Here is a 12519-nt window from a genome sequence, read left to right as displayed (position 1 = left end):
TTAGCTAATGCAATGAGCGAAGTGCACGGCAATATACACCTTCTGATATTTTCGTTATTGATCAAATCTAACGTGCTGATTTTGTTTTAAAATCGACCGCGATACATCGAGACCAGTGTATTGCGAAGCCTACTAGGAGCTTGAAGAGCTTTCGCAATGAAATCTGAATGTTAGATAACTCTTGTCATTGGGTTGGATTGGTTTCATAATTCGAGGGTTATTCAATTTGTTGCGTGGAAAATTTATAAATGTTTGAACAAGAAATCGATATAAGTGAGATAAGAGGCACTTATGATATTAACGTTGTAATAATAACAGCGACCCCAGTTGAACTAGAGGTTGCGAAATCTTTCCTTAAGCCAATTGATGATCAAATTTTAGTCTCTTATGATTCAGCAAATACCTATTACATTGGTATTTATGGAAAATTTCTTTGTGCTATCGTCAAAACAAATAATATGGGAGCAATTGCATCAGGAGCTGCGTTGCAGACGACTCAAGATGCAATAAATACTTTTAGACCCAAAGCAGTAATTATGGCGGGAATAGCATTAGGGAAGTCGAAAACGAAGCAAAACCTAGGTGATTTGTTGATTAGTAAATCTCTTGTGTTTTATGAGCAAGCAAGAATAAATAGTGATGGCACAGTAGAGTATAGAGGCATAAAACCAGAGTCTAATCGTACGCTTTTAAATCGTTTTACTCAAAGTACTAATCATCAGTACCATTTTGAAGGTCATGATAAAAGCGCAGCTGTTGTCGCTGGTCCTCTTTTATCTGGAGAAAAGCTTATTGATAGCGCTGAGTTTAAAAAAGAGCTTTTAACTCAATTCCCTGATGCCATTGGTGGAGAAATGGAAGCTGCTGGAGTTTATTCAGCTTGTAATAATGATAATACTCCTTGGATTATTTTAAAGTCTATATGCGACTGGGCTGATGGAACAAAAGAGAAGTCTTTTCAAAAAGAAAGTGCACATATAGCCTTCTCTTTTCTTAATAAAGTTTTGGACTCAAGTCATGCTTTTACGAGCTTGAACATGTCCGCACATAAAAAAAAAAGGATCTACCAGAAGTAAATTTAGATGCAAGTAACATTCTACCGCTTTTGGTAAGTAGGCGAGATCTCGATAGTGTTTTAGACACTCAAGAGGTAATAAAGGTATACCAAAAGAAAATCTATTATGAATATTTTTATTTTGAAGATCGAGGCAGAGTTGAAGGTTTTTTATTTATAGGAAAAAATGTCACAATAATTAACACCTTAGATGACTTTGTGGCTAAGTTTAAAGTTCCTGATATTCTAAACTTATATGTTAATAAAAAGTATAACAACAATGGACAGATCGATAGGATATCGCACCTTGACAAAGAGTGTTCGAAAAGGGGGTTATCAAACAAGATATATGATGGTGTATCATATTTAGAAGAAATTATTTGGGATGCTACATTAAGATCTTACCTTAAAGAAGAACACCATCGAAGAAGTGACTATATAGATCAAGACTTGTTTACATACTCTCAAGAACCTGAAAACCTAGGCCAAGGAATCGATTATTTTAAAGGAGTGCTGTCAGATAAGTTTGGTAGTAGTACTTCTGTTATTTTTGGACGAGGTGGTGTAGGAAAAACAACTTTCTGTGATGCTTTAAAAAATGAAATCGATACAGGCGACAATAAAAAAGGTGTCTTTTTAATCAGAGGAGAGCAAATCAGTAATCTTGTAAACTTCAATGATTTATATATTGAATCTATTTTGGACCTGTTTGAAGCTTTCAAAGTTGAAAGCAATCTATCTAACTTATCAAAAAGTGATTTTAGCCTTAATTATTCCTGTGGAAACATATTGGTAATAATTGATGGACTAGACGAGATTGATAGTGCATTAGGTGAAAGGTTCAATTTAGAGAAGTTTTTTAGCTCTTTATCTGATCTAGATGACCGTTTTCATAATACCAAAATAATCCTAACTACACGTGACTACTTTGAGAAAAATATAGTTTCAGCATCCCCTTTGATACGAAAGTTCAAATTGAAAGGGTTTACTGAAAAGGATATAGAAAAATATAAGAAAATTAAATTAAGTAATGATAGTCAGAAAACAAATTTTGATAAATTACTAGAGATCAATAAACTTAAAAACAATGGGTTCTCTTTGCCAGTTATTATCAATCTCGCATGTCAAGCAGTTTTAGATAGTTCTGATGAACATATGGTACAAGGTTATGAAAGTGAATCTGATTACTTAATAGGTACTCACGTATATGATTCAATTTTAGAATACATGCTAGCTAGAGAAATCGATAAGCAAAAGCTAAATACCACAGTTGATGGCCTATTTCAGTTACTTTCTGAAATAGTTATCGACCATAAAAATAAAATGAGCATTGATGATCTTAACGAATATGTAGAGCTTACTTTTAACGAAAATGGTGATAAATTTCTAAAGAATCCTCTTTTTAATGTCAGAGATGATTTTCTATCAATAAAAGAAGAAGCGTTGACATCGTTAATTAAAAGTCGATATCTCATTTACTTATTAAAGAATGATATTTCTCGGTATGAAAAGATCAGTAACATATTGAAAGATTCTTATAAAGGATCTGGAGATACTTATAATACTGTATGCGAATTTGTGGGTACGACTGATTCGGATTTTGAGTTGAATGCTACTAAACTTATCAAGAAACTAAAAGAATCCGAAGTTAACACGGAATTAACTTATGATAAAGCTAAATATAGAAAAGCCATATCTTCGTTGTTGTATGCTTTGTTAAGTAACAAATCATCATTTGATAAAAATGAAAGGTCTAATTATATTTATAAGTTATTAGGTGGCAAGAACAACATTATAGATGGTCTGCATATATATGGAGACTTTTATTCACTTAGTTTTGATTCTTATAAGGTTATGAACTCTTCTTTTAGTGAGTATAATAAATTAAGTGACTGTCATTTCGGGAAAGAAGCTGAGGATGTATTTTTATTTTGTAACTTTAGTAACATAAATATAGCTAAGGTGGGACACTTAAAAAACTGTTTGTTTGAAAACTCCTGTAAATTTGATAAATGTAATATTATTAGTCTTTTAGATACTAAGTCTAATGCGAATGAGAAGAAAAAAGAGAACATTAAATCGAATATAATCTCGATAGCAAAGTATGTAGGTACTACACAAAGATCTTTAAACTTGATAAAGCTTAATACAACCGTTAATTGGAACAAATCGCATAAAGGTTTTATTGATGAACTAAAGAAACTTGGATTTATTCAGGTTGATAAAAGTGGATACTTTAGATTAAATAGCGATTACTATGATGATTTACCACACATTACTTTAGGAAGATTTCCAATAACTTTGAATAATATTGTAGATTGCTTAGCTAAATAGGTTAACTTGTAGTGGTTCAGCGAATTTGGCCATATTGATAGAGGTTTGGTCGCATGTTTTATGACATTTGCAATACCAAACCTTATCTAAAAGCTCATGATTAGATCAAAAATACTAACAAGGTTATGTCCAGAGGTGTGCTGACGGGGCGATGTAACACACCTTTGCCCCAAAATGTATATGGAATCCACGGATTTACAACGTGACTCTGCAAGAAAAGTTAAGATGCGTACGTATATTCGGCTTCTAATTGAAGGCGCTACCTTCTAGCCTCTGATGTTTGCGCACCTACTGTCCTCAACGAGTTATCAGCTTCTAAAGCGTTACATTTTGGTCAGGTTTTCAGTAGGTTGGTCTTACCTTTTATGCATCATCATTTTGTAAAATATAAAATTTTTGTAGTGTTACGCTGCAAGTAAAATAGGTTTGTATTCTGTTTCGTATCTAAGCATTGCCCATGCTGTTCTGACGGTTTTGTTTGCTAAAGCAATACAAGCTTTTTTAAAGCCTATTCGTTCAATAGCCTTGGCTAGCCAAGCATCTTTTTGTGTCTTAGGTATATCAGGCATTCTACCTATATAAGACATTGCACCAAGGTAAAGCAAGGAGCGGAGATCTTTTACGCCACCACACTTATCGATACCAATCATAATCACTTTGCCACCAGAGCTGTGCTGTTTGGGAGTTAACCCAACAAAAGCAGATGCTTGTCTACCATTTTTGAACTGCTTTCCATCTCCTAATATCGTATAGAGCATTAGTGCAGTTGATTCACCTACACCTTCTATCTGCATCAGGCGCGTACATGGTTCAATTTGATGAGTAACGGCATTTTTTGCCTTTTCTAAGGCCTTAAGCTCTGACTTTAATAGGTTGTATTGCTGCCAATATGCTGAGATCACTTTCACAACACTACTAGGAATATCAGTGTCACACTCCATTGCTATCGCAACAGTCGCTTTTAGACCTTTTTCACCACATGGTGTAGCAATACCATAGCCTAGAAGAGTTCCTCTGATATGTTGCCCAAGAGAGACAATGGCGCGTGATAAAAACCGACGGCTACTTTCTAAAGACTGCAATGCCTGTTGCTCAAGGCTTTTAGGTGCACTGTATTTTAAACCAATTTGCAATGCTGCATTTGCGATAGCAAGTGCATCGTTCTTATCAGTTTTATGACCTTCAAGGTATCGTTTGACCTTTTTAGGGTTAATTACTCTGACTTCATGGCCAAACTGTTGTGCGAAACGGCCCCAATAATGGCATCCATTACAACCTTCCACAGCAACAACTGCAGGTTTCGTTTTGGCTAAAAACTCTTTGGCTTTTTGTCTACTCATCGCTTTATTGCACAGCAACTCTCCATGCTTGCTGATATAACATACTTGTAGAACGTTTTTAGCCAAATCGATACCAATAATAGCTTGATTCATAATGGAACCCTCTCAGTCAAATATTCCCATTCACACTATGAAGCCTAGTGGTTTAGGGAGAGTGGATTCCATACATCACGTTAGAACGAACACTAGTTCACACCCTCTTGATGCGAGTTTGAATGACAATAAGTTATCCGAAGTAGTTCATAGATTGGCTTCAAATATTTAACCAAAAGGTATCTATCAATCCAGTGGCTATTCAGTTCGAGGTGTTCTTTGAGGATTGGTTGAAGCCTGATGATCGACGTATCAGGACATTAAATTTGAAATAATCGAAACAAGCCCTCAATAAACTTCCTCCTGGAGCAATAGCCATTGTGCTTTATATCACCAATGCAATGCTACATGTTGAGTATCCCCCTTAAAGAAGATAGTGTTAAGACATAACAAACACTATGCACAATCATTGGCTCTCTCAGCTCAAAAGGAAAAAGGAGATAGCTGATTCTAATAGGATAAATAAAGCAATGACTGGTCTTGAGACAATTTATAAAGAAAGAGCAAAGTTCATTATATTGGGACTTACAGGAAGAACTGGCTCAGGATGTACGACTCTATCAAAATTACTAAAACAAGAGTCGTTCTCAATGCTCAGCCCCCCTAAGCCTCATCGGGCATTATTCAGCAATGATGAAGAAAGAAAGTATAGAATCGTATACAACTATCTCTCAAAACACTGGTGTAAGTTCTACCACATTCGAATGAGTGATGTTGTTTCTACATTCTTATTGGATTTACCTTTTAACGATTTTGATAAGCTTTATAAATCAACCTTAGATGTAGAATTAGGAAAAAATAGTGAGGCACTAGATAAGAAGCTAAAAGAGTGCTATACCGATTACCACACCAAGAGAGCAAAAGCTAAGGGGTATGCTGAGCAGCATGAAGAAAACCTTTATAGCCAAGATATTTACCAATTTTACTTCAATGAGTTACCTGCGTTTACCGACAAACTAAAAAGAATTCTCCACAGAATTCAACCAGGCTCATTTACCAAACTGTACCAAACAGTAGGAAATAACATAAGAAAGTCTGGCACTGCAGAATCTCCCGATTACAATCCAGACAGAATCTACATATTCTCTCAACGAGTTAACAAACTCATAAAACTTTTACGGCATAAATCAAAAAGTTCCAAAGAGAACGTATGCGTTGTGCTGGACGCTATCCGTAACCCTTATGAAGCGTTTTTCTTCAGAGAAAGGTACTCCGCGTTCTATTTACTATCCGTAACTACGGAAAATGAGACTAGAATCAACAGGCTGTTATCGCAATCAAGCATTTCTAAAGAGGACATTAAGGATATTGACTCAAGAGAAAACCCTGACTCACTTAAAGGAGAAGATCGATTCTGGTCGTTAGATTTACAAAGATGTATCGAAATCTCTGACATACACTTATACAACCCTGATGATCATAATAAATTGAAGGCGTTAAAACGCCAATTGGTCAAATATATCTCTCTAATCATGCACCCTGGTCTTATTACGCCTTCTCAAGATGAGCGTTGTATGCAGATTGCTTACAACGCAAAACTTAATTCAGGTTGCCTTTCTCGACAAGTTGGTGCAGTTGTCACTGACTCTGATAACTCGATAAAAGCAGTCGGCTGGAACAATGTAGCCCAAGGTCAAACACCTTGCAATTTGCGCAGAGCAGAAGACTTGTTAGCAAACGAAGATGAGTCTGCGTTCAGCCTATTCGAACGAGAAAACTCTAAGTTCAGGGCAAGTCTTGGAGAAATTTACTCGTTTACAGGTTCGAGCGCTAAACCATTCAATGGTAAACCCGTCTCCTATTGTTTTAAAGACGTAAAAAATTCCATTGATGGAGAAAAGAACCAAGTTCATACAAGAGCTCTCCACGCAGAAGAGAACGCTTTTCTTCAGATATCCAAGCATGGTGGAATGCCAGTGAAACAAGGGTATTTATATACTACTGCAAGCCCATGTGAGTTGTGTGCCAAAAAGGCATATCAACTGAAGATAGATACCGTGATCTTCATTGACCCATACCCAGGTGTAGCCAATGACCACATAATTAATTGTGGTGTCGATATTCCTAAGCTGAAGCTTTTCTGTGGCGCTATAGGCAGAGCATATCAGCAATTATTTGAGCCTATCATCCCATACAAAGATGAGTTGGAGATAGGACTAGACCTCAATGTACCCAATAAGAAAAAAATTCTAGTCGAGCAAAATAAAAAGTTAAAAGAGAAAACTAAAGAGTTGGAAGAAGAACTAGCGAAGCTTAGAAACCAACTAAACCAAAAAGACTCAGAACAATCAGTTTTGTCACAGACTACTAACTGATTTCAATCTCAGAGCTTTGATTGGAGTTTAATTTATCACTCCAATAGCGTGGCTTTTTACAGCTTATATCTCATAAATACAAGGAATTAGATATGAACGAAGAATACATAAAAGAACTTAACCTCAACTCTGAACATGAGTACAAACTCATAAAATCCGAATCAAAGGATAGAGGCAGGCTTGATTCTGATTATGAAACTTACGAAGAGTATGACCAAGAAGGTAATCTGGTACGGACGTTTACCATTAAAGACGCAACTGAAAAATACCCACCATTTTCTAGGACGATTTCATTTGCATAAAAAATATGTGAAGTGTGAACATAAACCAAGGCAATTATATAAAATTGTTCACAGGGTCGCACTAAGATAGTAATTGCGGCGATAGACAGCCGCAATTACCGCTTTATTCGGCCACTGCAGGAGCGGTAATGCTACCAAACAGCAGAGCATCGACTTTTTGCCCAAATCCAACTTATCCGATGCAGACACCTCAGTATCCAATCCCTAACAGAAATTGTCCACAAATGAGTTAGCATATACTGAGGTAAAGTTCTTGAGCATTAAGCGGTTGTAAGAAAGTATCTTACAGGTCGAAATCTGAATTGATAAGATGCTAAAGTTTATGTCATCTTATGCTTCATTTTTATGCTAACTTATGGTGCAAAACAAGCGCTAACAATCTGATATGTAGTTAGCGCTTATGTCAGCTTATGGTGCAAGCAACACGTTTGGCAAATTAATTCAATACCTTACCTGAAATTGTCTGCTCCGGTGATCCACTTTATGTGTATTACTAGAGGCTGTCATGACGACAAATCTATGGTTATCTCCGCACGGTATCTGGTACTTCCGTAAAGTTTCTGGCAAAAGAAACCAAGAAAAGTCTGCGAACGCGGTGTAAGCAAACTGCAAAAGAGCAGGTGATCAAGCTGCTGGCTTGCGAGCCGTCATTACGCACTTCTTTTCAACCTTCGCTCCGTAGTCCGAATATTGTTCCCTCGTCACCAGTCACTATTACGCCTAACTATCTGTCTGAACACCTCGAATAATGAACTGGCCTAATTTTTTGCAACAGGCCCATAAATATTTATATTGAATCAATTCTGTTGTGTGCTCGAATCAAATGTGTAGAGGCACATTTGATTCGACTTTTTGCGATTGAGATCATTAGTTGACGTTAATGGTTGGGTCAACAACAAGTTTGGCAATTGGATAAGTCATTAATCCATGACTTGTGTTGGCCGGTCCTGACAACAACAAAATTTCAATATCATAATTGATAACTTTACCCTGCCAATCTGCAGGTACTGTTAAGTCAAGTGTGTATGCACTGTTGGTTTCGACTCTGACACCGTCTGAAGGTTCCTGATCGTAAATCCTACTGGCAAAATAGAAGCTGACATTGCCGTTTGTGATTTCTGGCGTGGTTATAGATGAATAATTTGTTGTATGCATATGGGATATACCCGAAATAATGCACTGGGTTGGATTCATTGCATCAACGGTATGCCCCCACCACCTGACCACGTCGCCAACAGATGCGGAAACTTGCAGTTCATATAGGTTTTTGATTCTGCCGTTTTCAATATCCTGAGGTGTAATCTTGTGACCATCAGAACTGTCTTTACTGGAAATAAGTCTGACATAGTCAGGAATTTGTTTGTAATCAGTCCATCCGAACAGTGGGGGGGTTCTGTTTTGCAAGATCTCAATAAGCTCTGGGTCTAGAACAGGCGAAGTGGGATCAAAGCCATAATGACTGATAATCAGCTCTTTGACCGTTTTTGTGCTGCCGTTTTTTTTGTGTGCGAGAATGCCATGTATATCAGCAGACATGAAGATGTTATGTGTTTTCATTATATTAATTCCTTGGGTTTTCGTATCAATTGAGGTTTCAATTGTCTCTGTTATGTTTTTCTGTATTCATTGATATAGCTTGGTTAGCTTTATTAATATATGCACTCATATTCATAGCAGCAAAAGATGCCGCCTATGTGAGCTATTTGGTGGAATTATGACAGAATTCACATTCTGTTATTTAGAGGAGGGGATGCGGCGGCTTTGTCGCAAAGTTATGCTGGAGCACAAACGTACTGATTTCCAGATGCAGTTAGGCTGCAAGCGCGTGTGGCTTTGGCTCCTTCCTCTGATTTCTACTCCAGGCACTGATGCATCTTGCTTTTCACTTTTCGGTGGCTTTGCTCGACGATTTTGTTCAAAAATCAACTTTAAGCACTTCAACTAGATTGAGCATCTTCCCCATCAACCACCGTACATTCCATTCTTTTTACTTTGATTTGTTTTGATTTCGCTTGATTAGAAAAAGTCGGTCAAGTATCCAGTCGTGATGTGTGATATCCCTACTGCACTGACAAGGTTTGGGGCAAATTCTTGTTAGCACACCGACTCGAAGTGACGGCGCAATGTCACAGCTGACAGGCTTCCGTCAGGGAAGTGGTTGATGTGAGTGCTGGGCTTATAGTGCTGCAATTCCCGATTTATCTATCGCTCTTCCAATCAAAAAAGGGGGAGTTATTTGGTTTCAAGATATTTTCCTCATAGGTTAGGGGAGAAGTCAGATGGATGCTTTAATTGCATTGTGTGTACAGCGAACTTGATTGGTGGTTTGTGGAAGAAAAAATCTTACATGTGACAGATATGTAGCTTCTTCCTCAGTGATGTTATGCCATATTATGGTTCATTTTCATGTCAATTTATGGTGCAAAGCAAGCGTTAACAAGCTGACATGGTTTTTAATTTCGTCAGCCAATAATATTTCTGTCGATAAGGGTTCTTCTTGCCTTTATGTGTCCTTAAACGACTCTGCGTCTCTTGTATTGCAATAACTTAAAATTATTATCTTAATAAAAATTGATAATTTTAAGTTATGGCAAGGGCGCCATATAATCACCTCATCGAAACAAATTACGAATTGATCATCTGAATTTGGGGTAAGTTATGAAAATGAATCATGTGGGCATCATGGTAGGCGATATGGATAAAGCTGTTGAGTTTTATACTAATGCTCTTGGTCTTAAAGTAGTAATGGGTAATACCAAAGTTGAAGAAGAGCGCGAAACAGCAATCGGTAGAATGTGTGTTGCAGTTTTTGGTGAAGGCTTTAAAGGTTTTAACATTGCACACCTAGTTACTACTGATGGTATTGGTGTTGAGCTGTTTGAAATGAAAGAGCGCCAAGAGCGTCATGACGTTGATTTTTCTCGAATTGGTATTTTCCATTTTTGCCTTCAAACTGATGACTTCCATGGTGTTATTGAGCGCACTGAAAAGTTTGGTGGAAAGGTACGCATGGATATTATGCGTTACCACCCAGAAGATGATAACAAACCAGCGAAAATGGTTTACCTAGAAGACCCATTCGGCAACCTATTTGAGCTTTACTCGCATACTTATGAAGAGACATACTCTTCTGAATATGAGTAATAGGTTATTAATAATAATTTCGAAAGGATGCTACTGGCGGGCTTTCTCGTCATGTAATAGTCTACTTTTTAAGAATTTTGTTTATTAAATTCTTTTATGGTCGCTTTGTATTATATACATTTAGATATACAAGATTATGTACATGAAACAGTTAGTTTTAATTTTATGCGCTTTGTCCTTAACAGCCTGCGCAAATCGACCAAACCCTCGCTGGGAAAAGCCTGGCACTAAGGCCAGTGTCGCTACAATGGATGAAGCAAAATGTAAATATGATATCGGGATGGCGAGGCTTTCTGAGGTTGAAAAAATGGAAATGGTCGATAACTGCATGATTATGAAAGGTTATCAGTGGATTAGCTGGTAAATCAAGAACGACAATTACCATAACGTCCGTAATGCGCCTCGCGGATAAACAAGCAAAAGGGCCATGTTTATGGCCTTTCCTCTAACAAAATTATGCCCCAAAGTTTTTGACGAAGAAAAGTATTCAGCTAATAAACTAAGCGTCATTTGGTATTTTTCTACTCCCGACTTAGTGTCTATGAAGTCGATAGTTATTGGTTTTCACTTATCGGCTCACCTTTAGCTCATGGTCATAATCACTCAATAGTTTCAAAGTGGAACTTGTATTCACGTACACCGTCTATCTGAACACCTTTATCTCTCAACTCAAGGTACTGCTGAATCTTAACTGTTCTGAAATCCATAGCCTTCAGCGCAAGGATTATCCGTAGTTCATCCATTGAACGTGACTTAGCTTCAGAACTACAAGTACCGCAGACAACATAAGCCTTTTGTTTAAAACCAATCTTATTAAGCCAATTCAGCTCTTTTGGTTCTTTACGTTTGCCACAAAAGTAGCAGCAATTCTTTTGCGTCAATGCTGCCTGTTCCCTTAAAGCTTTAGGGCTTGGTGATTTGATTGGTGGGGTAGTGTTAGTCTTCTTACTACCACTGAACATAGAGAACTGAACTACATTAGACATTTGGATTGCTCTTACAAATCAAGATATACAGCATATAACTGAACATTATTGTCATGTGCCTTTATATCCTATTTCTTGTACATTCAATTAGTCAAATTACCATTTTACGCACTGTACTGGTCAAGGGGCTTAGCCTGTGTTCGATGTGAGTACTACAAGAAACTTATCTAAGCGAGTTTTGCCATACTTCAATTAATTCATGTTCTGCTAAATTAGCAAAACCACTGACACGTTTCTGTCCGTGCGACCTGAGGTCGTATGAAGCGCTGTTCACCGCGATAAGAGTGAATTTGTATCACCAGATGACCCTAGGATCCTGAATAAAGCAGCGGATCCGACAATGTAATATGCTGAGCGGGAATGAAATTGTGAGAGGACGTTCCTCCTGATAACCACAAATCGGGTAAGTGCTAGGGTGTCGGTATGATGAACGTAAGTGAATCCATGTAAGGTGCGTTATATGAGGATCAGCGGAAGTGGTTAATACGCTGTGGCCAAAAGGCACGAGAGTAGGAAAGAGGTTGGACAGTACTCTTTCGTGATCGATACGCTCTTCGCATTATAGTGGGCATCTAACCCGACGTTGCGTGACATACGGAACAGGGTAAGCCTGTACTTCTCCCTATGGGAAAGCCGTCTGCGAAGACAGCCGATAGTGGTGCAGGTAAGGGAGGCTAGAAAAGCGAAAGCCGTGTTGTAATGATGCGGATACAGGTTGTTATCTGGCGCGAAAGCGAGCTGACTTCTAGCTGGTCTCCCGTTGCAAGATAATTTGAAGAACTTTATTCAAGGAGGAACGCAAATGGTAGCTTCAAACGACGTTAGTGCCTCTTCTAACGGTACTCAATGGCAAACCATTAACTGGAAAGCCGTTGAACAGCACGTATTAAAGCTTCAAATACGCATTGCAAAAGCAATCCGAGAAGGTAAACGCGGCAAGGCGAAAGCATT

At 37.8% G+C, this 12519-nt stretch carries 10 protein-coding genes and 1 pseudogene; 7 read left to right on the top strand and 4 right to left on the bottom strand.

Going from position 1 to position 12519, the window contains the following annotated elements; all coding sequences use genetic code 11:
• The first annotated feature begins 248 nt into the window (after positions 1–248).
• Both EDI28_RS21375 and EDI28_RS21370 read left to right on the top strand, forming a co-directional pair.
• Positions 249–1076: a 5'-methylthioadenosine/S-adenosylhomocysteine nucleosidase family protein gene (locus EDI28_RS21375; protein ID WP_128785919.1), complete on the top strand. Its 828-nt coding sequence runs from the start codon at positions 249–251 to the stop codon at positions 1074–1076.
• Between the two features lie 197 nt (positions 1077–1273).
• Positions 1274–3388, top strand: a complete 2115-nt coding sequence (locus tag EDI28_RS21370) for an NACHT domain-containing protein (RefSeq protein ID WP_164918605.1) — start codon at positions 1274–1276, stop codon at positions 3386–3388.
• A 404-nt stretch (positions 3389–3792) separates the two neighbouring features.
• Here the strand turns inward: EDI28_RS21370 and EDI28_RS21365 are convergent, their stop codons facing one another.
• The gene (locus EDI28_RS21365; protein WP_438942811.1) at positions 3793–4821 is read right to left on the bottom strand and encodes an IS110 family RNA-guided transposase; all 1029 of its coding nucleotides are present in this window, start codon (positions 4819–4821) and stop codon (positions 3793–3795) included.
• 470 nt (positions 4822–5291) lie between these two features.
• On the opposite strand from EDI28_RS21365, the gene EDI28_RS21360 reads away from it, so the two are divergent.
• Together EDI28_RS21360 and EDI28_RS21355 are read left to right on the top strand one after the other, a co-directional pair.
• Positions 5292–7136: a hypothetical protein gene (locus EDI28_RS21360; RefSeq protein ID WP_164918604.1), complete on the top strand. Its 1845-nt coding sequence runs from the start codon at positions 5292–5294 to the stop codon at positions 7134–7136.
• A gap of 92 nt (positions 7137–7228) precedes the next feature.
• Complete coding sequence (locus EDI28_RS21355; RefSeq protein WP_128785915.1) at positions 7229–7438, top strand: hypothetical protein; 210 nt, start codon at positions 7229–7231, stop codon at positions 7436–7438.
• 867 nt (positions 7439–8305) lie between these two features.
• Here EDI28_RS21355 and EDI28_RS21345 read toward each other — a convergent pair.
• Together EDI28_RS21345 and EDI28_RS27395 are read right to left on the bottom strand one after the other, a co-directional pair.
• Positions 8306–8995, bottom strand: a complete 690-nt coding sequence (locus EDI28_RS21345; protein WP_128785914.1) for an AidA/PixA family protein — start codon at positions 8993–8995, stop codon at positions 8306–8308.
• Positions 8996–9297: 302 nt separating this feature from the next.
• Positions 9298–9407, bottom strand: a pseudogene (locus EDI28_RS27395) (IS6 family transposase); the annotation flags it as partial.
• A gap of 689 nt (positions 9408–10096) precedes the next feature.
• On the opposite strand from EDI28_RS27395, the gene EDI28_RS21340 reads away from it, so the two are divergent.
• Together EDI28_RS21340 and EDI28_RS21335 are read left to right on the top strand one after the other, a co-directional pair.
• Positions 10097–10582 (top strand): VOC family protein, encoded by a 486-nt coding sequence (locus EDI28_RS21340; RefSeq protein WP_128785913.1) that lies wholly within the window; start codon positions 10097–10099, stop codon positions 10580–10582.
• A gap of 142 nt (positions 10583–10724) precedes the next feature.
• The gene (locus tag EDI28_RS21335) at positions 10725–10946 is read left to right on the top strand and encodes a hypothetical protein (protein WP_128785912.1); all 222 of its coding nucleotides are present in this window, start codon (positions 10725–10727) and stop codon (positions 10944–10946) included.
• Positions 10947–11181: 235 nt separating this feature from the next.
• Here the strand turns inward: EDI28_RS21335 and EDI28_RS21330 are convergent, their stop codons facing one another.
• Positions 11182–11568 (bottom strand): hypothetical protein, encoded by a 387-nt coding sequence (locus EDI28_RS21330; RefSeq protein WP_128785911.1) that lies wholly within the window; start codon positions 11566–11568, stop codon positions 11182–11184.
• 802 nt (positions 11569–12370) lie between these two features.
• Between EDI28_RS21330 and EDI28_RS27670 the strand changes: the two genes are divergently transcribed.
• A partial coding sequence (locus tag EDI28_RS27670; RefSeq protein ID WP_199287474.1) for a reverse transcriptase N-terminal domain-containing protein occupies positions 12371–12519 on the top strand: 149 nt, incomplete at its 3' end.

Source organism: Photobacterium chitinilyticum (assembly GCF_004104355.1).
Lineage (GTDB): Bacteria > Pseudomonadota > Gammaproteobacteria > Enterobacterales > Vibrionaceae > Photobacterium > Photobacterium chitinilyticum.
Note: the sequence above shows the minus strand (reverse complement) of the source record. Positions and strands in the feature narration are given on the sequence as shown.